Source organism: Halomonas sp. NPDC076908 (assembly GCF_050269715.1).
GTDB lineage: Bacteria > Pseudomonadota > Gammaproteobacteria > Pseudomonadales > Halomonadaceae > Vreelandella.
Window position 1 is genome coordinate 1 of sequence record NZ_JBNNIW010000049.1, and the last position, 21019, is coordinate 21019.

10 protein-coding genes and 1 tRNA gene are annotated in these 21019 nt (G+C 55.5%); 3 read left to right on the forward strand and 8 right to left on the reverse strand.

Annotated elements, in window-relative coordinates:
* Nucleotides 1-795: 795 nt before the first annotated feature.
* From ACQKE4_RS18625 to ACQKE4_RS18660, 8 genes are all read right to left on the reverse strand, one after another.
* Nucleotides 796-1305, reverse strand: coding sequence for an REP-associated tyrosine transposase (locus tag ACQKE4_RS18625; protein WP_427389777.1), 510 nt, complete (start codon nt 1303-1305; stop codon nt 796-798).
* 185 nt (nt 1306-1490) lie between these two features.
* Nucleotides 1491-2009, reverse strand: a complete 519-nt coding sequence (gene rfaH / locus ACQKE4_RS18630) for a transcription/translation regulatory transformer protein RfaH (RefSeq protein ID WP_427389778.1) — start codon at nt 2007-2009, stop codon at nt 1491-1493.
* A 26-nt stretch (nt 2010-2035) separates the two neighbouring features.
* Nucleotides 2036-3361, reverse strand: a complete 1326-nt coding sequence (locus ACQKE4_RS18635; protein WP_427389779.1) for an aminotransferase class I/II-fold pyridoxal phosphate-dependent enzyme — start codon at nt 3359-3361, stop codon at nt 2036-2038.
* The gene (locus ACQKE4_RS18640; RefSeq protein WP_427389780.1) at nt 3358-10779 is read right to left on the reverse strand and encodes a type I polyketide synthase; all 7422 of its coding nucleotides are present in this window, start codon (nt 10777-10779) and stop codon (nt 3358-3360) included. Before ACQKE4_RS18640 ends, ACQKE4_RS18635 begins: the two co-directional genes overlap by 4 nt.
* A complete protein-coding gene (locus ACQKE4_RS18645) occupies nt 10776-12386 on the reverse strand; it encodes a sulfatase-like hydrolase/transferase (protein ID WP_427389781.1) in 1611 nt (536 codons plus the stop codon). The genes ACQKE4_RS18640 and ACQKE4_RS18645 overlap by 4 nt, the downstream gene beginning before the upstream one ends.
* Nucleotides 12379-13176 carry an SDR family NAD(P)-dependent oxidoreductase gene (locus ACQKE4_RS18650; protein ID WP_427389782.1) on the reverse strand — a complete coding sequence of 266 codons (798 nt, stop codon included), beginning with the start codon at nt 13174-13176 and terminating at the stop codon, nt 12379-12381. The genes ACQKE4_RS18645 and ACQKE4_RS18650 overlap by 8 nt, the downstream gene beginning before the upstream one ends.
* Nucleotides 13173-14411 carry a capsule biosynthesis protein gene (locus ACQKE4_RS18655; protein ID WP_427389783.1) on the reverse strand — a complete coding sequence of 413 codons (1239 nt, stop codon included), beginning with the start codon at nt 14409-14411 and terminating at the stop codon, nt 13173-13175. Before ACQKE4_RS18655 ends, ACQKE4_RS18650 begins: the two co-directional genes overlap by 4 nt.
* Nucleotide 14412: 1 nt before the next feature.
* Nucleotides 14413-16428 carry a capsular polysaccharide biosynthesis protein gene (locus tag ACQKE4_RS18660; RefSeq protein ID WP_427389784.1) on the reverse strand — a complete coding sequence of 672 codons (2016 nt, stop codon included), beginning with the start codon at nt 16426-16428 and terminating at the stop codon, nt 14413-14415.
* Between the two features lie 293 nt (nt 16429-16721).
* On the opposite strand from ACQKE4_RS18660, the gene ACQKE4_RS18665 reads away from it, so the two are divergent.
* The 3 genes from ACQKE4_RS18665 to ACQKE4_RS18675 all read left to right on the forward strand — a co-directional run bounded on the left by ACQKE4_RS18665 (nt 16722) and on the right by ACQKE4_RS18675 (nt 19981).
* Complete coding sequence (locus ACQKE4_RS18665; RefSeq protein ID WP_427389786.1) at nt 16722-18719, forward strand: diguanylate cyclase; 1998 nt, start codon at nt 16722-16724, stop codon at nt 18717-18719.
* Between the two features lie 150 nt (nt 18720-18869).
* Nucleotides 18870-19817, forward strand: coding sequence for an AEC family transporter (locus ACQKE4_RS18670; protein WP_427389785.1), 948 nt, complete (start codon nt 18870-18872; stop codon nt 19815-19817).
* A gap of 87 nt (nt 19818-19904) precedes the next feature.
* A tRNA-Arg gene (locus ACQKE4_RS18675) sits at nt 19905-19981 on the forward strand.
* Nucleotides 19982-21019: the final 1038 nt, after the last annotated feature.

Consider the following 21019-nt stretch of genomic DNA (forward strand, 5'->3'; position numbering starts at 1 on the left):
GTCGTTCCGCCGCCTCCCGCGGGAGCCTTGTATGTTCGTTCCTCTCACATACCGCGTTACCACGCGCTACGTGTGCACTCACGTGATTTCATAGGATTTTCGTAGCGCGTGGTAAGCCTACGGCGCACCCGCGGGAGCAGCGCGAAGCGGTGCCGGGGTTGGCCTGGGCAGGCGTGGTTGGTTCGGCGCCCTTGGGCGTCGTTCCGCCGCCTCCCGCGGGAGCCTTGTATGTTCGTTCCTCTCACATACCGCGTTACCACGCGCTACGTGTGCACTCACGTGATTTCATAGGGTTTTCGTAGCGCGTGGTAAGCCTACGGCGCACCCGCAGCGGCGGCCCGGCGCGGAAGCAGCGCGAAGCGGTGCCGGGGTGGGCCTGGGCAGGCGTGGTTGGTTCGGTGCCCTTGGGCGTCGTTCCGCCGCCTCCCGCGGGTGCCTCATTCGCTCGTGCCTCGCGAGATTCGTTACCACGCGCTACGGTATGTGCGTTTATCGTTTTATAAGCATAAACGATGAACCCGAGAATCCACCGTTTTTACATGGGGCACGGTCATTCATTTGTTCACCTTTCTATATGCAGGCGTGATCAAGTAGCGTGTGGTAAGCGAAGCGCACCCGCGGGAGCAGCGCGGAGCGGTGCCTGGGTTGGCCTGGGCGGGCGTGGTTGGTTCGGTGCCGTTGGGCGTCGTTCCGCCGCCTCCCGCGGGTGCCTCATTCGCTCGTACCTCGCGAGATTCGTTACCACGCGCTACGTGTGTATTCACCTGATTTTGGTGGGTTTTGGGAATATTTGACTTATTCCCAGTTCATTTCGGCTACGTTGGGTGGGTGTTGGGTGCCCCAGTCGGATTCGTACCAGCCTTTTTGTACGCTTTGGTGGAAGCTGGACCATTCCCAGTCGCGGGGTGCTTTGGTCCAACCGTGTTTGACGGGGTTGTAGTGGATGTAATCCATATGGCGCTGCCAGTCGTTTTCATCGCGGATGACGTGTTCCCAGAACCCACGCTGCCAGGCGCTTTGGGTACCGGGCGGGAAGAGAAATTCCTGTGAGGCGTATTTTTTGATATCCCGCCAACGGGAAGAGTAGTCGGCGTCGCCTTCGGGGAGGGTCCATAGGCAGTGGAGGTGGTCGGGGAGTAGCACAAATGCATCCATGACGAAGGGGCGCTCTTCGCGTACTTTGCGGAAGGCGCGGCCTAACGCTTCGATATTGAGGCGATCCGCGAGAAGGGGTTGTCGTGCGTAGGTTACGACCGTAAAAAAGTAGCTGCCGCCAGGAACATGCGCGCGTCGATAGGTTGCCACCCGTGCCTCCATGCAGAATATTCGGTGATGGTCATGTTGTTAATTATCACATACCACTCTTTTCCAAACAGGTATGGAATAGTAAATAATCCACTCACCACTCACCACTCACCACTCACCACTCACCACTCACCACTCACCACTCACCACTCACCACTCACCACTCACCACTCACCACTCACCACTCACACTTTCTGCAGGCTTTCCACGGGCAGGTCCAGGTGCTGTGGCCGGTTGAGTACGTTGAGCAATACGATCGCGCGCTCTTCGCCTTTGCAGCGGGTGAAGATGGCTTCAAGGTCTTTGAAAGGGCCATCGGTAATGGTGACTTTGTCGCCCGCGCAAAAGTAAGTATGGATGCCTTCTTGGCGATTTGGCTGTTCACGTAATGCTTCCACCAAACGGTCTGGCACGGCAACAGGCCTATCGCCAAAGGTAAGCAGCCGTAGCACCCCACGTGTTGAACGAATGGGCCGCCAGTTGCTGATGATTTGATCTAACCGGATAAAGAGGTAGTAGGGGAATAGCGGTTCGGTCACTTTGATTAGCTTGCCCTGACGCTTGCGCTGGGCATCCAGCACAGGATGAAACACCTCATAGCCCTGGTTGGTGAGATGTTCGGCGGCACGGAAAGATTCGCCACCTTTGCATTGAATAACGTACCAGGAGGGCGTTATGCCTTTCTGGTCGCTGTAAATGTCCATGCGATCATCCTTGGGTCTGGCGCGGGTTAAATGAGAGCAGCGAGTGCATCTAATGTTTGATCTACATGTGCTTGGGTGTGATCACATGACAAAAAGAATCGCAGCCGTGCGCTTTTTTCGGGCACTGCCGGGTGCAAAATGGGCTGAACGTTAATGTGCTGTTCCAGCAGCCCATGAGAAAGCCGGGCGGCTGCCGCGGAGCTGCCGATGATGACGGGCACCACGGCTGCTCCAATGCTTTTGCCAGTATCTAATCCGCGAGCGGTAGCCTGTTCAAGGAAGTAGCGCGAAATAGCATGCAGCCGCTGTACCCGCTCGGGCTCTTGTTGCATGAGCTGTAGGGCGGCAAGGGATGGTGCGGCCACTTGGGCGGGCATGCCTACGCTATACAGAAAACCTGGCGCAAGATAGCGTAGCGTTGCCACTAACGGTTTGCTGCCCGCAATATAGCCGCCGCAGCCCGCCATAGCTTTGCTCATGGTGCCCATCCAGATATCCACATCACGCGGGTCGAGATCAAAATACTCGCGCAGCCCCAGGCCTGTTTCACCCATCACTCCAAACGAGTGTGCTTCATCGACCATTAGCCACGTCTGAAAACGCTGCTTAAGCTCGATAAAAAGCGGCAGATCAGGAATGTCGCCGTCCATGCTGTAGAGCCCTTCGATCACCACCAGCACGCGCTCAAACTGATGCCGATGACGGGCAAGCAGGGCTTCTAGTGCTGCAGGGTCGTTGTGACTAAACGACATGCGCTTGGCGCCAGAAAGCTGCGCGCCGACTAACGAGCTGTTGTGAATATACTCATCGTGAAGTACTAAATCTTTAGGGCCAAGCAGGTAACCCAGCGTGGAAACGTTGGTGGCGTGGCCGCTGACAAACACCACGGCGTCTTCAACGTCGTACGCTTTAGCCAGCGCCTGTTCCAATTCCTGATGAATGGGTCGTTCGCCGGAGACCACGCGGCTAGCGGAAACCGAGGTGCCATAACGGGCCACCGCATCGCAGGCGGCTTGGTTAATACGCGGGTCGCCTGAGAAGCCGAGGTAGTTATAGCTGGCAAAGTTGATGCAAGTCTGGCCGTTAATCACGCTGGTTGCCCCGGCGGTGCCTTCGTGCACCTTAAAGAACGGGTCGACCAAGCCTAACTGGTCAGCGGCCTGGCGCATCATGGCAATTTGCTGATAGCCAGGCTGTGCATCAAAGCGCGTAAAGCGTTCAGGCACGGGGCGTTGTTCATTCGCCCCTTGCCCATTGGCTGACGCCACCGTGTTATTGGCAACACGCGGCGTTGTGCGCTTGCGTGCTTGTTCCAAAAGTTGCTGTTTTAGGGCAGAACGCTTTACGGTCATGGCGTCTCGGTGGCAGTGGATGAGGTGACGCGCTCAGGGGCTGCGGAGTTATTCTCTAAACTACTCTGCTCTGTCCCATGTTGAGCGGCCAAAGAGGCTAACGCATCTTGCGGGGCTTCTTCAACATCGTTGTCGTGTTGATGCATCTTTTGAATCAATACGCCCGCTAGTTTATCCAGCGTTGAGGCCTCACTAAGCACCATCACTGACACCTGAATGCCCAGTCGGTTCTCGATAGCGGTCATTAGCTCGACGCCCATCAGCGAGTCAAAGCCCATATCGTAGACCGAGCGGTGGATATCGAGTTTCTCTTCATCAATCAGCAGAATGCTGGCCAGCTCAGCGCGTAGCAAATCGGTCACTGTGCTGTGTAGCTCTTCTGGCGAAAGGTCGGCCAGCAGGGCGCTGATATCGTCATCTGCATCGGCGCTGCTGTCATCGTCGCTGGCGCGGGCGATTTCGTTAAAGCGCGGTGCTTCAGCGGTGGGCAGGAAGCGGGCAAGCGCGCGCCACTCCAGCTCCAGCACGCCCAGGCTTGGCCCAGGGGTGAGCAGCATTTGTTCGAGCACGTTGAGCGCGTCATCCGAGCGTAGCGCTGAACCGCCCAGGCGCTCCTGCAGCGCATCCCGGGTGCGAGTGTTACGGGCCAGGAAGCCGACATCTTCAATGGCGCCCCAACGCACGCAGGTGGCAGGCAAGCCAGTGGCGCGGCGGTTGGCGGCAAAAGCTTCCAGCCAGTGGTTGGCGGCCACGTAGTTCGCTTGTCCAGGATTACCAAACAGCGTGGTCGCTGAGGAGTAGAGCACGAAGAAATCGAGCTCGCTATCCCGGGTGAGCGCATCCAAGTAACGGGCACCGTCGATTTTGGGTGCCAACACTTTCTGAATACGTTCGGCATCCAAGTTACGGATCAAACTATCATCAATCACCGTGGCGGCGTGGACAATACCACGCAGCGGGGCGAGTTCGGCGTTGGCGCGCGTCAGAACCGCAGCCAGCGCGGCGCGGTCAGTGATATCACAGGCTACAGCCAGCACTTTAACGCCTTGCTGTTCAAACGCCGCTATCGCTGCCTGGGCCTCTTCACTGGCAGGGCCGCTACGGCTCAGCAGAACCAACTGGCGTGCGCCTTTTTCGACCAGCCACTGGGCGGTTTTTAAGCCAAAACCACCGAGGCCGCCGGTGACCAAATAGCTGGCTTCCGCGGATAATTGCATGACTGCTGAACCCAGTACGTCGTTTTTAGGCGCTGCAATGGGCTGTTCATAGGTCACTACTACTTTGCCGATCTGACGCGCCTGCTGCATATAGCGGAAGGCATCGATCACCTGGCTGTGGCTAAAGGAGGTAAACGGTAGCGGACTTAGAGTGCCATCGTTAAACAGCGCCATCATTTCGCCAAACAGGCGTTGGGTGAGGGCAGGCTGTACCTTCATTAGCTGGTCGGAGTCGATACCGAAGTAGCTTAAGTTGTTACGGAACGGACGCAGACCAATATGGGTATTTTCGTAGAAGTCGCGTTTACCCAGTTCCAGGAAGCGGCCGAACGGGCGCAGGGCGCGCAGGTTCTGATTGATCGCTTCCCCAGCCAGCGAGTTAAGCACCACATCGACGCCTTCGCCATTGGTGTCTTCAAGAATCTCTTCAGCGAAGGTGAGCGAGCGGGAGTCATACAGCCGCTCGATGCCCATGAGGCGTAGGAAGTCGCGCTTCTCTTCAGAGCCCACCGTGGCGTAAATTTCTGCGCCTAGCCATTGGGCAATTTGCAGCGCGGCAATGCCTACGCCGCCTGCTGCACCGTGAATCAGCACTTTCTCGCCTGGCTCTACCCGCGCAAGGTGCTTAAGCGCGTAGTAAACCGTAAAGAAGGTGGTGGGAATGGTGGCCGCTGCGGCAAAGCTAATACCTTCTGGCAGTGGCGCGACGGCATGCTGGCTAGCGATCACTTTATCGCTGAAGCTAGCTGGCCCAAAGCCAACCACGGCTTGCCCAGGCGTTAGATGGGTAACGTTACTGCCCACGGCTTCTACCACGCCTGCAAACTCTAGGCCTAGGGTTGGCCCGGCAAAGCCGTTCTCAATCGCTTCATCGGAGAGCAGCCCAAGGGTGTACATCACATCGCGAAAGTTAAGCCCGGTGGCTTTAACGCTGATTTCCAGCTCATCAACACCGGCTTCCGGCAGCGGGCGTGGCCGCCAGGCTAGTTGGCGCAACTGGCCGGGCATGGCAAAGCCCAGTGTCATCGCTTGCCGTGGCTGAGTGGCTTGCGCTTCGGCTTCCGGGTGTGGTGCTGGTAGTGCGCGCAGCCGCGTAGCAAAACGGTGGCCTTGATGATCGATCAGCGCTTCGTTTTCGCTATCCGGATGGGCAAGCAGCATCGCCCAGGCGTGAAGCGCGGGTTCGCTGATCGCTGCCGGTATATCCAGTAAGTAGACGTCATGGCCCACGGCTTCGTTCGCCAGCGAGCGGCCAAAGCCCCATAGCGCGGCATCGCCAGGGGCGTCACCCGGTGCATGGCTTGCACTGATAGCAGACGAGGTTTGCCAGAGCGTACTTAGGCCATGAGTGACGAGCCATAGTGATGCGGTTAGCGACTGTTGCTCTAACGCCAGCGTCCATTGACGAGCGTACTCACAGCGGGCAGTTTGGTCTGCGGTGTCGCTAGCGCCCAGGCCACGCAAATCAATCACATTGAGCGTTTGCTCAGCGTGATCGGCGAGCGCTGGCTGAGTCAGTGCGTGAGCCAACAGTTCGGCAGGGGCATGTTGGCTAACGCTGATCAACGCTGACGTGCCTAGTGATTGCAGTGCCTCAGCCAGGTTAGCGGCAAGCGCTTCGCTGCTGTGATCCGCGACGACCAGATGACACCGCAACGAAGCAGTTGAGACTGTTGCGGCTGTATCCATCGGGTAATGAGCATGCAGTAAGTAGGCACCGCTATCGCTCTCTTCCAGCGCCATCGGCGCAGAAACCACAAAACCTTGATTGTTCAACCAGCTAATTAGCGTGTCTTGCTCTAGTGCCGTTTGGTCGATGCCTGGTATGGCCAGAACGTCATCTAGCCAGCGGCTAGGCGCAATACCGACCAGCATGAGCTGGGCGCCTGGGGCGAGCTGCCTTGGCAGTGCCTCGATCAGTTGGCGCGTGACGCTGGGTTGCGTGACATCGACGCTAATAAACGCTAACTGCGCTTTTTCAGCATCCGTCGGAGCGGCTAAAGGGGCCGGTTCTTGCTGGTCAATATGCTGCACATCCATTAGCGGGTAGCGCTCTTGCAACTGCTCCGCTTGGTGGCGCGCGCTGTCGTGGGTGGTGATCACCCGATAATGGCTAAGGTCACGGTTGCTCGCAGGGCCGTGAGCAATACGCTCTAACAGGCGCTCGCCTAGGGCGGGTGCACTGGGGCCTGCTTCCAAAAGTTGCAGCCGTTGCCCTGCAGGTAGTTCGGCGAGTAATGAATCCATTAACTGGCCTAGCTCGCCAGCCAAGGCTTGCCAGCCACTTTCGCCTACCAGTACCCGGTTCAGGCGGGCGAGGTGGTCATGATGAATACCCAGCGCTGCTAAATCGCTGCTCCCGCTGCGTAGCGCCTGTTGATGCAGCCCTAAACGACCCACTAAATGAATGGGGGCAAAGTAGTCGGGGTACTCTTGAACCAGCAGTTGCCAGATAACGTCCGGCGAGTGCTGGGATTCATCGGCAGCGTCGTCTGCTCCCTGCTGGGCAAAGGCTTCGCTGAGGCTGTCGAGCAGCGGAGCGACTTCATTACCGTACCGTTGGCCGGTGTGCTCTGCATACACGCTGGCAATATTCGCCAGTTGGGCAAGTGCCGCGGCGGGCAGTGCCAGGGGTTCAACCTGAAGCGGTGCCGGGGTCAACTCGACATCTAAGTAGCTGAAATGCTGATGGTGAGCACGGTTTAAACGAATTGCTTTAAAGCGAGTTTGGCTCAACACCGCTACGGCGTTACCGGCGGCATCAAATAGCTCAAAATCAGCGGTGAAGGAGTGCGGCGCACGCTTGCCCATCACCGCGCGTGCTAGCACCGGCACGCCTGCTTGGGTATTGACCTGAATACGCCCAACGCGCACCGGCACAAAGGCGAGCTGTGCGGCAAATTCACTGTGTTGGGCGAGCAGCGGAATAAACATCTGGAAGGCGCTATCCAGAATGCCGGGGTGAACGTGCAGCGACGCAAGCTGCGCCTGCACGTCTTCCGACAAAGTGATTTCGCCAATCACCGTATCGCCTTCAATCCAACCGCGTGAAATCGCCTGGAAGGCTGGCCCGTAGTGCAGGCCAATCCGCTCTGCCATTTGCAGGTGGTCTTCCAGCGTGTAGTCCGGCGCGCGATTCGGGGTGGCAGGCGCCTTACGCTTAAGCAGGAAACCACGGCTTTCGCGCATGGTGCGGGCCACGGCATTGAGTTGCCATTCGCTGCCGGTGGCTGGCTCGCGGGAGTGAATCTCCAGGCGGCCATCTTCCGGCGCGAAGGTAAGTCGCATGGCACGGCCATGGGGGCCATCGAGCAGTAGCGGCGCACGAATTTCCAGCTCTTCGATATCCAACAGTGGGCTATCTTTTAACTGCACCGCCGCCGCTAGGGTCAGTTCTACAAAACCCGCTCCGGGGAAAACCGCACCTTCACCGACCACATGGCCGGCAAGCCAAGGCTGGCGCTGGGTATCAAGCTGGCTTTCCCAGGTGTGTTCGTGTTGCGCCAACGGGTAGCCCAGCAGCGGATGCTGATAGTAGCGCGAAAGCAGACCTTGGCTGTCATTTGTGCCATGCACCCAGTGGTGGCTACGCTGCCAGGTATAGCGCGGCAGTGGCACGCGCTGGCCTTCAATCGGGAAGAACCGGCGGTTATCCAGCGTAAGGCCGCTTAGCAATAACTGGCTAAGGCAGCGCTGTAACCCTTCCAGGCCAGGTTTATGACGCTCAATCGTGCCAAATACCAGGCCTGCTTGATCTAGCTGGCGAAGCGACTCATTAAGATAGCGGCGCAAAATGGGATGGGCACCAATCTCAATAAATATATTGTTGCCTTGCTCAATCAACGCGCTGGCGGCGGTGTCAAACAGCACCGGCTCACGGATGTTTTTCCACCAATAGGTAGCGTCTAACTCAAGACCGTCAACCAGCGTGCCGGTCACGGTAGAGTAGTAGGGCACTTGCGTGGCACGCGGGGTAATATCGGCCAGGGCGTTGATAACGCCCGTTTCAATACTGTCCATGGCGGGGCTGTGGAAGGCGTAATCCAGCGGCAGGCGTTTGGCAAAGATATCCAGATTGCTCAGTGCCGCTTCTAACGCCCCCAGCTGTTGGCTGTCTCCCGCCAAGGTAATCCCTTTGGGGCTATTAATGCCCGCCAGGCAGACCTGATCGAATTCGGGTTTTTCGAGCCACTCGGCGATCTCATCGGCACTTGTCGCCACGGCGGTCATTTCGCCTTGGCCACGGGTTTTACCCTGATAGTCGCTGCGGTAGTAAATCACCTTGACCGCGTCTTCCAGGCTTAACGCGCCGCTGGCCCAGGCAGCGGCAACTTCACCCACACTATGACCAAACACGGCCGTGGGCGTAATACCTTGCGCACGCAGCCACTCTGTTAACGCCACTTGCAGTGCAAATAGGGCAGGCTGGGCAATCTCGGTCAGTGCAAAGCGGTTTTCAACGCTTTGATCAGCATTGCGACCTTCCAGTTCGGCACGCAGCGAGAAGTCGCCGTGCTGCTGGAAAATGGCGTCTACCCGGTCAATGGCTTCGGCGAATATCGATGAATCGTTGAGCAGGTCGCTGCCCATGGTTTCCCACTGGCAGCCGTTGCCATCGTAAACAAACACCGGGCCTGTGGCCTTGGGCAAGCGCTCAAGGGTAGTGACGCTTTTCGTTTCCCCCGCTGCAAGCTCGCTAAGCAGCGTGGCAGCTTCTTCGGGTGTTTGGGCAAACAACAGCGCGCCATGGGTGTGCTGGTCACGATGAGTGAACAGTGTATGGGCGATATCGTAAAAGTTCGTGTCGTTAGTATCACGCAGATACGCCGCAAGTGTTTCGGCACTTTGGGTAAGCGCGGCTTCACTGCGTGCACTGAGGCGAATCGGCAGCGGCGCATCGAGAGTTTGCGGTTCGGGCTTGGCGCGCTCGGGTGGGCTTTCTAAAATAACGTGGGCGTTGGCCCCGCCAAAGCCGAAGGAGTTAATGCCGATAATCAGGCGCCCCTCTTTTTTAAGCGGTTGGGCTTTGGTGACCACGGATATATTCCACTCATCAAATTTGATGCGCGGATTGAGCTTGCGAATACCAATAGTGGCAGGTACTTCGCGGTGCTTAATGCTGTAAAGCGCTTTGGCAAGCCCAGCCACCCCAGAGGCGGTTTCCAGGTGGCCTAGGTTGCTTTTTACCGAGCCAATCAATAACGGTGTTTTACGATGCTGGCCGAGGGCTTCACCGATGGCGCGGGATTCAATTGGGTCGCCAACGGCAGTGCCGGTGCCGTGGGCTTCCAGGTAATCGATCTCATCCGGCTCAATACCCGCTTGCTGATAGGCTCGCTTCATCAGGTCAATTTGGGCGCTGGGGTTGGGTACCGTTAGCCCTGATTTATGACCATCGGTATTCACTGCAGAGCCTGCCACGACGGCGATAATATTGTCGCCATCCGCGACGGCGAGATCGTAATCTTTAAGCAGGAACAGGCCAGCACCTTCCGAACGCACGTAGCCGTTACCGCCCTCATCGAACACTTGGCAGCGGCCCGTGGGCGAGAGCATGCTGGCTTTGGAGAAGATAATAAAGCCGTAGGGGTGCAGGTGCAGGCTAATGCCACCCGCTAGCGCCATGGTGGTTTCACCGCTGCGAATCGATTGGCAGGCTTGGTGAAAGGCCACCATGGAGGACGAACAGGCGGTATCCAGCGACATGCTGGGGCCGTGTAGGTCGAATACGTAAGACAATCGATTCGAGGCGATGCTGGAGGTATTGCCCGTGGCGGTGGAGGCGTCAATGGCCGCCATGTCATCTGCCATGCGGTAGGAGTAGTCCAGGCTGGCAACGCCTAAAAACACCCCGCACTGGCTACCACGCAGGGTGCTGGGCAGAATGCTGGCATCTTCCATCGCCTCCCAGGCGAGCTCTAAGAGCATGCGCTGCTGGGGGTCCATATTGGCCGCTTCGCGAGGCGAAATGCCAAAAAAATCAGCGTCAAAACCGCTGATATCGCCCAAACTTCCAGCTGCAAAGGTCACGCTGGTGCCTGGGTGGCGTTTGTCTGGGTGCTGATAAGCTTCGTGGCTCCAGCGGTCAGCGGCCACTTCAGTGACTAAATCTTTTTCGGCTTGCAGGTCCTGCCAGAACGTTTCAGGGGTGGTGCCGGGGAAACGATGGGCGGCGCCGATAATGGCAACGCGTTTAGTCATTCTTGCTCCTGAGGTTCTGGTTCTGCCTTGATCATATCGCTATTTAAAGCGTGTCCAAACACCTGTTTAAACAACTGGACACCAAGTTCGTTTGCGGCTAATTCATGAGCAGCACTGGCTTCTGCCGAATGTTCGCTCACTCCTGCCCCTGCCTGCGTTGACCATATCATGTAAGGGGTGCGTCCATCTGGCGGCGTAAAGTGTGCATACGCGGCTGGTAAAATCGGCACATGGTCCCCATACCAACCTAGCAATCCCGGCCTATCTGCTATATCCAGCGTTTCCTTTACGCTTGCCAACATCTTGTCGGATTCACCTAAATGGTGCAAATAGACCGCAAGATCACATAAATGATCCGCCAAGGGCCAGGCGGCATTCGGCAGCGTGGCGGCTAAACGTGATTGGCTCGGTGCTTCCAAATGCAGCGGGCCGTGATTTTCCATGGTGATCGCAAATACAAATAGCGGCCTATTATCGTCATCTTCAAGCAGGCGTCCAATCTTTCGTGCCACTGCAAGATCGCTAATGTATTGGCCGGTTTTGTCGCTGCTCTCGAAGCCGTTGATATCTATAAAGTGGTCAAAGCCAAGTTGGGGCATCACTTTGTGACGAAAATAGAAGCTCGCCAGGTACGGGTGCACACATACTGTCCGGTAGCCCGCGGCTTTAAAAGCACTTGCCAAACTGGGCAGCGGGTGGCGTGAAAGGGTGCGGTATGGGTTGAACTGGCGGGCTCCCCACTGCGCCGGGGCAATGCCCGTTAATACGGCGCATTCAGTGCGTACGGTGTTGGCCCCCCAGGCGGGCACATTGAGCGTACCCTGTAGTATGGCATTGGTTCGGGTGTTGTCATAATGGTGTAGTAAATTGGTATCAATGTCTTTACACCAGGGGCGGGGGTCGAAAAACGATTCACTCTGTACCAACACTACGTTAGGCAGTGTTTCGTCACCTTGGTGGGCTTTGGCTATTTCAGTTAACTCATGAAAAGGCGACTGCTCAGGGGTTGGAATTGGTGAGCGCACTAGCGCTATGCCGTATGCCCATAAGCTGGCGAACAGCCCTAAGCGCTGTAGGTCTTGAATAGGTTGCAACGTAATGGTTGGCAGCTTGGGAATGCTGAATGAGAGCAACACGACCCCCATTGCAATGATCTCAAACGTACTGATTAGAAAGAGGCTAGCGCCTTCGCTAGTAACTAATGACGTTTCCCAGTAGAAGAACGCGCCAATGGCCACGGTGGCAGCGCTGCTGGCGGCAATGGCTAAGCCAATGCCGAAAAAGGGCACGTATAAACGTGGATGCAGTATGGCATCCCAGAAGTATTCAAAGTCGTGGCAGATAAACGGTTCGTTTAGGGTGTGCGATTTGGTGTTGCTGGACTGCACCACGACCAGTTGTAACGACAGAAGCACCATCGCCGCAAACCAGGGCCGCTGAAGTAGCAACACCAACACGCCTGATAGCAGTAGCCAGGTGCCAAGGTGCACACCATTCGCTGCCCATCCACGCTGCCAGAATGGGCGTGGCCGTGGGTTGAGCAGGGCTTCAAACACACCGCTGATCAGTAGCCCTATGAGCAGTGGCCACATCAGAGCGCTAATCATGGGGCGTATCTTCAGAGTGATTAAAGCCCAGTCGCTTGATTAGCCATTGCGACACCCCGGCGGGCAGCACCGCTAGCCACCAGGTGCCGAAATTAAGCGGAAAGGGGAAGCTCACTCGCGCACGGTTGGCGGTAATGCCGCGCTTAATGACTTTCGCGGCGCGCTCCGGCGGCCACTCCCAGGGCTTGGGGCCGGGCATCGCTTCGCACATAGGCGAGGTAACGTAGCCAGGCATCACCACCGTCACCCCAATGCCATAGGGGGCAAGCAGCCCGCGTAATCCTTCGCCGTAGGCTTTGATGCCTGCTTTGCTGGCACTGTAACTGGGCGTAGTGGGTAGGCCGTGCCATGCGGCAAGCGAACTTATCAATACCAGTTGGCCGCTGCCCCGTGCTTGCATGACGGGCACTAAATGCTGTGCCATGGCGATGGGCGTTTTCAGGTTTATATCTAGTAACGCCTGCACATCCGCCCAAGGCTCTAGAACCTGGGGGGCTTGGGGGTGGGTGTTTTTCCCCGCATTGGCAATCACAATATCCGGTACCTGCTGGGCACAAACATCAGCTAGCCACGCTTGCAGTGCTTGGTCATTCGTTAGGTCGATTGTCGAGAGCGTCACCTGGGCGCCTTGCTGGCGGCAATTCTGCGCGAGCGCGTCTAATTTATCCTGTTGACGCCCGTGAAGAATAAGCAGCGTGCCGGGCGCGGCATAGGCGTGGGCCAGAGCGCCGCCAATCGCGCCGGTAGCACCGGTAATCAGCACGCAGCGAGAGGGTTGAGGTTGGCTCACAGCAGCTTCTCCAGCGGTGACGGACAGGCTTCTAATATGCGGGCGGCGTTGTCGACGGCTAAATCGATACCCGGCTGGCAGTAGTAGCCGCCGTTAACCTGTACCGCATGCATAACGGTTTTTTGGAAGTAGCCAAAGAGCTTGCTGCTTGGCGGTGCTGGCTGTTGCCAAAAATCCGCTAAGCTACCCTGGTAGGTAAGCCCATCCAGGTTGTAAATCGGGTCGCTAAGTGCGTAAGTCGGGCAGTTTTTCTCAAGCGATACGATGCCTACCGTACTATTCACCGTCACATTGCCCTTGGCATGCTTAAGTAGGATGTTGAGATCTCCAGATTCCAAATAGACAATTCGCCCTTGCAGGCCGTGGCGCTCTTCAAGCTGTTTGATGATGTTAGGGTAATTGACCAGTCCCATATCCAGCGGGTGATTTTTAATACACAGCTGGGTATCGCTGGGCGCGTGTTGGGCAAATGATGCCATCACGTCGTCCATCACTTCCTGCATATTGGCATAGGGGGAGTGATCACGAATTTGCGCATCGCTATTTAACTGCAGCGGCAGAATAAAATAGGGTTTGCCGCTTTCGATCAGCGCTTTGATGCGTTCGGCATCGCGCTTTTTCCAGAATTTTAATTGGCTAAAACGCTTAATATAGCCCGCGTACTCCACCGGTGCGGTAATCGGCGCATGATTGCGGTAGTGTGGCGCCACAAGCGGATTGGCAAGCCCTGCTAAGTGGTAGCCAACATCGTGCATTGCGCGAATTTTAAACGAGGAGCGAAAGCGCACTGGAGCAGGCGGCTCGGGCAGCGCTTTGCCGGTCTCGAAAAACCAATTGGGGTCGCGTGGGAGTAGCGAGTGGCCATTGACGCCTTCGCGCTCTAGGGTAATCCAGAAGGGGCGAAAGTACCCCTCTTCAAACACATGGGTACGTACGCCAGCCGCAGTGGCATTGTCTACCGCTGGTCGATGAATGGGACGTCGGTCACCGAACACCACTTGGTCGGTAATCGAATACTGCTGCCACAGGGTTTTGATGTAGCCGGGCAGCTCTGCCGTGGTGCCACGGAAGAGATGGCTTTCGCCATGGGTGCGTTGCCAGTAGGCAATATCACCTGCATTGAAATTGACCTTGACCACACGGTGGCCATCGTTGACCAAACGCTTGGCTAAGCGCTGATAAAACGGTGAGCAAACGCCCTGTAAAAATAAGAATGCACGCTTCGGTGGGTCCAACTCAATGCCTTCCGATCAACAAGTTACGATAACAGCGGTAAATGTGCTGTTTCCATGTAAGGGTAGATTTTTGTGTTCTTGCCCGTTCCAACAGGCTGATGACCGTTTCAGCATTACATAGCTGACGGGTCTTTGGTTCTACATAGCCGGGGTAGAGAATCAGCGTACCGGCAACTAGTGCATCCAACGAAAGCGAGCGCGTACGGCGTGGGCAACTAAGCGCGTCTTGCGTTAAGCCCCAGCCTGCATAAAACGGCAAGCCATAAGTACTTACTTCGCGTTGACGCAAAAGTGCTTCAAATCCGGTTAAGGAGCTCATCGTATGGACGGCATCTACCCGCTCTAGCAGCGTGGCGATATCAATGTCGCTGGCATCTAGATCATACAGGCGTTTGGCATTGGTATCGAGTGCCCCCACGCGGGCACCGCTTAATACATCGGGGTGGGCTTTGTAGACAATAAAGGCATCTGGGTGGGCATCACGCACTGCGCTTAGTAGCCCGCTATTGGTATTAATCTTCGGCGAGCCGGTGGCGATTGAAGCATCGCTCTCTACCTGACCGGGCACCAAAATCGTATAACGATCTTTGGGCAACGAGATCTCAGCTTGGCCCTGCACGTTGTACTTTGAGAGTTTGAGCGCAACGAGCCGTTCACGTAAGTGCTGGGCACGCAGCAGGAGGTCATCGCTAAATTGAGTGCTATTGAGCAGTGTTTCCAAATCGCTGGGCTGGCTGGGGTCGTAATAGATGCCCTGTGAATCGATCACCAGCGACAGCGGCTGGGTAAGATCAACGCCTAGCCCTACCGAGCGAATAAACCCATCCTCCATGCGCCATAGCTTGGCCATGTGCTGGGCGTGCTGAATTTTAAACGCGTCATTAATACGGCTTGACCAGACCAACAGCCGTGTAGGCGAAGGCTCGCTGGCAACCGTGTTAGGCAGCATTGGTTGATATTCCACGCGCGCGGCGTTGCCTAAAAAGCTGCCGATAAAGCGACGCTTCCATGAGGAAAAGCCACACGCCAGCCATGGGCCGCGGTAACGCTCCTGCTGACGCCTTTGATCGGCGATTAAGGCGATGGTCTCTTCCAACGTAGCGGATTGCTGCGTATAGGGATTAGCGTAGCGGCAGTAGCGCAAATAGGCGGCCACAAACACTTCCGCTAGCGTGCGCTTAGTGCGGCGGCGCACGCAGGGTAGTTGGTCATGCGTGAGCCCCCAGCCAGCGTAAAACGGAATACCAAAGCAGTGGACTTGCTTACCCGCTAGCAGCGCTTCAAAGCCTAGCTGGCTGGTCACTACATATACGTGTTCGACCTGGTCAAACAGCGCCCACGGATTTACGTCTTCCCCAAGTAGATGGCAGCGCGAATGGTCGGCTGCGTTAAGTAAGTGCCCGCGCTTTTTACCCGCAATGACGTCGGGATGAACTTTGACTAGCACATCACTTTCCGGGTGCGCCTTTAATGCCGCATCAAGCATCTGCTGAAAGCTTTCTGCCTGAGCCCCCCCGTAATGAATAGACGCATCTCCCGCCGTTTGATCCACTACTAATACCCGCGCCTGACGGGAAACTTTAAGAGGCTGGTCTGGCGCATGGTTATATTTAGACAAGCGGTAACGGGCAATTAACGCCATGCAGCGCTCTGCCTGGTGTAGCTCTTCGCTATCGAAGGTGGCCGTGTTGAGCCAGTTTTCTAAATCAGAAGGACGCGATGCGTCGTAGTAAATGCCGGTTTGATCGACCACTAAGCTATGCGATTGAAACCCTTTCACACCTAAGCCTAATGAACGTATAAAACCATCTTCTAATGCGATATAAGGAAGCTGATGGCGTTTGGCATACTGCCTGGCCCGTACGCTGGTGGGTTTTAGCCCCCAACCAATCACCGCATCAGGTTTATGCTTTAGAGGGCGAATGGCTTCGAAACGATTAAATTCGGGCAGCAGCGCGGGGAGGGCAGCCGCCTTGCGAATACCTGAGGATGTGTAACCTGCCGTTCGTTTCGCCATAAGTAAGGCCGCAGTAATGTAACAGGACAGAGGGTAGGCGGGCGAACATACGTGAAATGGCGAGGGTTATCAATTCATCTGCCTGAATGAGTAGTGAGGCGGATAGCTTAGATCACCCATAATTAAAGCGTTTTTAACACCCATCAATAGTTGATGTGTATCAACGCTTATCAGATGAGTTATTTGGTAAATTGGTTGTGGAAAAGGGTTGAGTAATAATGGCCACCTAATCACAGCAAGTGGATATAAATGCGAAACAAGGTCGCCAAGTGCGTTTGGCTTTCCCGCTGAAGATGTTCCTTTCCCGCTCATTAAAAGGTCGGCTACTGCTGGGGCTTGCGCTTATCTGGCTTTTGGTGGTGACGCTGGTGTTGGGCACGTCGTGGCACCTTGGTAAAAAAATGGTGCATGAAACCAATATGGCTCACCTACGCTACACGGCGACTCTGTTGGCAGATGAAGTCACTCAGCAGGTAGAGGATCGCTTTCAAGCATTAGGGCGATTGCAGGTAATGTTAGGTGTCAGCGATGACACTGATTGGATCAGCTATCAGTTGCGTCAGAACGATGGCCTGCTAGCGTGGTTTGAGGGCATCGTGGTCGCTAATGGGGACGGCAGAATAATCGCCGATTGGCCTGCAATTGTAGGCCGGGTGGGACTGGAAACGGCGGAGCTGGAATACTTTCAGATGCTGCGCGGTACACGTCAGCCCTATGTGAGCGAGCCCTTTATAGGGCGAGCTAGTGGGTTGCCTGCGGTGTTGATCAGCGTGCCAAGACTTACTGAAGAGGGTGAGTTTGCTGGGTTTGTCGGCGGTATTATCAGCCTTGATGCTGGGGGGCTGTTCAACCGCTTAGCCAAGGTGCGCTTGGGCGCTAAAGGTTATGCGGGGGTGGCCAGCGCATCAGGCAAAGTTTTATACCATCCAGATGGCTCATTAATTAATTCCTCCGTCCCTAGTAAAGATTTTAATCCCTGGCTTGATTTGGCATTGGATGGTTGGGAAGGGGATGGGGTAGGCAAACTCTTAGATGGGCAAACCGCATTACAATCTTATGCACAGGTTTGGCCAGCCAGTTGGATCGTTGGTCTTTATCTGCCTATTGAGCAAGCGCAACTCCCGCTCACAAACTTTATTCAAAAACTTTGGTGGTTATGGGCCTCGCTAGCCCTGCTGATGTTGCCTGTGCTGTGGTGGATGATCGGTCGAGAACTGGCACCGCTTAAGCACCTGGAAAAGCAGATTGGCGAGGTTGGGTTGGGGCAGCGCGAAAACGTGAGCCTTGCCACTAATATGCAAGAACTACAGCAAGTGGCGGGCACCTTTAACCGCGTCGAAGAGGAGCGTCAGGAACTGCTGGGCCACCTTCAAGAGCGTGAGGCGTTTCTTGACTCGGTGCTCAACGCAGTCCCACAAGGCATGTTCGTCGCTAATATCAAAGGCGATATTACCTATATGAACCCAGCGCTACTGGAGATGCTGGGGATCTCCGCTGACGTGCCCATGGCGACTTGGCTTAAGCAGATACATGCGGATGACAGCGCTGGGGCCAGAGATATGTGGCTCCACAGCCTGCGCACTGGCAGCGATTTTATTCGCCAACTGCGCTTCCTACGCAGCGATGAGGAGCTGCTGTGGCTGGATTTACATGCCCGGGTGGTCATGATTTCTCAGGATGGGCTTACCCTTGGTTTAGTCGGCGTTGTTAAGGACATTACGGAGCGCCGTCAGCAGGAGGCGATTCAGCGCTGGGAAGCGGAGCACGACCCTCTTACCGGCCTGCTGAATCGTCGTGGCTTTGAGCGCCGTTTAGAGGAGGCGTTTGCTGATTTTCAGAAAACCAGTACACCTTCAGCGCTTTTGCTATTCGACCTGGATCACTTTAAGCCCATTAATGACGAGGGCGGCCATGCGCTGGGCGACGAGATGTTGCGCCGTATTGCTCAGGTGGTTGCATGGGAGGTGCGCCGCAGTGACCATGTGGCCCGCCAAGGTGGCGACGAGTTTGGTGTCTTGCTGCCCAGCTGTACCCTTTCACAGGCACGCAAAATTGCTGAATCATTGCGTCTTGCGGTGGGGGATGTCTCTGTTACCCATCAAGACAAGAAGTATACGGTCACCCTGAGTATTGGTGTTACGACATTCAATGAACTCGATTCCCATGTGGATGACGTATTGGCACGCGCAGATGCCGGTAGTTACGAAGCGAAAGATAAGGGGCGTGATGGGGTGGTAGTGAATATTCCCCCTACAAATAATGGTGAGGTGGCGCTATTTGACTCCCCGTAATACTTTCCAAAGGGGTTTAATTAAGTTTTTACTCATGCGATTAATTGACTGTTCACTCTCGTCAACATGAGTCGACAAATCTCGTCCAGCAGTAGAGTATAAGCAGATGCTGAACTTGTTGTTTTAATCCAGTCAGAAAGAGATACATAAGTGAACCTACTTGAACTGTTTGCCCGCACGCTGGATGTCACGCTGCCAGTTTTCGCGATGGTGTTTGTTGGCCTGGGGCTAAAGCGGTTGAGATGGATCGATAGTGCCTTTGTATCTACTGCCTCCGCCTTAGTTTTCAAAGCAACACTGCCCACACTTATTTTCCTCAGCTTGATCAAGGCCGATTTGAGCGTTGCCTTAGATGTATCGCTGATGCTGTTTTTTGCGGCCGCTACGTTGAGCCAGTTTCTGCTTAGCTGGGCTTGGGCGCACTATCGAGTTGAACGTAAAGATCGCGGCATCTATGTGCAAGGCGCCTTTCGGGGTAATTGTGGGGTCGTAGGGCTGGCACTAGCCGCTGGCATGTATGGTAACTACGGCCTTTCGGCGGGAAGCCTGCTGTTAGGCGTGGTGATCGTCATGTATAACGCGCTTTCGGTGGTAATACTGGCCTTTTACCAGCCTGGTCAGTCAACCGATTGGCGGAGTTTGCTTAAACATGTCGCCAAGAACCCGCTGATTCTTTCAGTATTTGTCGCACTGCCGTTCACCACACTTTCAATCCCACTGCCAAGCTGGCTGATTACCTCTGGGGATTACTTTGCTTCCCTGACGTTGCCGTTGGCGCTGATATGTATTGGCGCAACGCTTTCTGTCTCTAGTATGCGTGACAGCAGTAAAGTAGCGTTAAGCGCCAGCTGGATGAAGATGGTCGTGCTGCCCGCTATCTCCACCGCCGCTGCTTGGCTAGTGGGGTTTTCAGGCGCTCAATTGGGCTTGCTGTTCCTGTTCTTTGCCAGCCCTTCAGCCGCGGCAAGTTTTGTGATGGTGAAAGCGATAGGCGGCAACGTAGCGCTAGCGGCCAATATCATCGCGATCACCACCCTGATGGCCAGCATTACCGTCACGCTGGGCATCTTCGCGCTTCGCTTACTCGGTTGGATCTAAGCGCTAATCCAAAAGTAAGCAACCCGGTTGGCCCTACCCAAGCGGACGCGTTATACTACGCGCCCGCAAGATTTAGGCCGCGCCTAAGTCCCTGTAGCTCAGTAGGATAGAGCAGCCGCCTCCTAAGCGGCAGGTCGCAGGTTCGACTCCTGCCAGGGACGCCAACGGGCTGTTTTGAGAAGGCCTGACTAAGCCAGAAAATATGTGTAACACTCTGAAAGACTCCATTTTTTAGCTCCTCACTGTTCCTCAAGATTCCTTTCAAAATCATCTGCAAGTGGTATACAGAATGGCATATATTCCCCATTCGAAGATGCCAATAGCCTGCTTCGCTTTTCCGAATAGGTAGCGCTGAAAACACTGGCGAGATGAACTGCGCCACAAAATCCGATGCATGCACAAACCGTAGCGCGTGGTAACGAGAAGGCGAGTTCAGCGAGCCTTTCGAGGCACCCGCGGAAGGCGTCGGAACGACGCCCAGTGGCACATCATCGACACCAGCACCAAACCCACAACCCGGCACCGCTGCGCGCTGCTCCAGCGCAAATGGAGTATGTTCCGAGCCTGGACGACTTGGATAGCGCCCAAGCCTAACCTCAGCCATTTGCCAGCGTATAGCCAAAGCCCCACCCTGTGCGGGGCTTTCTCATTTTAAAGCATTAGCGAGGCTTACAGCGGCACATAGCGGCTATATGGGATGGTTGCCAAGGGGTATGCCCCCCAGGCCGCCGCACCCTACGGCGCGTTGTCCCCCACCCGCCTGAGGTGTTCGCTTGTGGGGCAGTTCTTCATGCACCCCTTCAAATTAGCCAAAACCCGCGTTTGCTAGGCTGTAGGCGGGATTTGAGTGCATGGGAGTCATGCGAAATCATGCGGAATTTGATACTGCTGGTTAGAAAAAAATAGTTTTTTCCTTGGTATTTTCCTCTCAATATTATTAGTCTTAAAATTTAGTTCTGGTTGTTCCTGGCAAAGCCCTAGCAGCAAAAAAATATTAATAGGAGTCGGTTAGATCGAGAAGAGCTGCTAGATATACTTTATTAGTTGAGTTTATAAATTATAAATAAGAGGTTTGAATGATTACCCTTACACAAGGTGAAAAGGCCCTAGCCCGAATTTCTCACGGGGTATAAAAGAAAGCGGCTGAAAGTGTTAACGTTTCAGGGCCTTACACCAAAAACCAACACCAACAGCCGCTTCCA

Bases quoted from the DNA above. Each gene is read 5' to 3' on its own strand.
- ACQKE4_RS18660 (WP_427389784.1), bottom strand. From the start codon at position 16,428: ATGGCGAAACGAACGGCAGGTTACACATCCTCAGGTATTCGCAAGGCG.
- ACQKE4_RS18635 (WP_427389779.1), bottom strand. From the start codon at position 3,361: ATGACCGTAAAGCGTTCTGCCCTAAAACAGCAACTTTTGGAACAAGCA.
- ACQKE4_RS18645 (WP_427389781.1), bottom strand. From the start codon at position 12,386: ATGATTAGCGCTCTGATGTGGCCACTGCTCATAGGGCTACTGATCAGC.
- ACQKE4_RS18665 (WP_427389786.1), top strand. From the start codon at position 16,722: ATGTTCCTTTCCCGCTCATTAAAAGGTCGGCTACTGCTGGGGCTTGCG.
- rfaH (WP_427389778.1), bottom strand. From the start codon at position 2,009: ATGGACATTTACAGCGACCAGAAAGGCATAACGCCCTCCTGGTACGTT.
- ACQKE4_RS18640 (WP_427389780.1), bottom strand. From the start codon at position 10,779: ATGACTAAACGCGTTGCCATTATCGGCGCCGCCCATCGTTTCCCCGGC.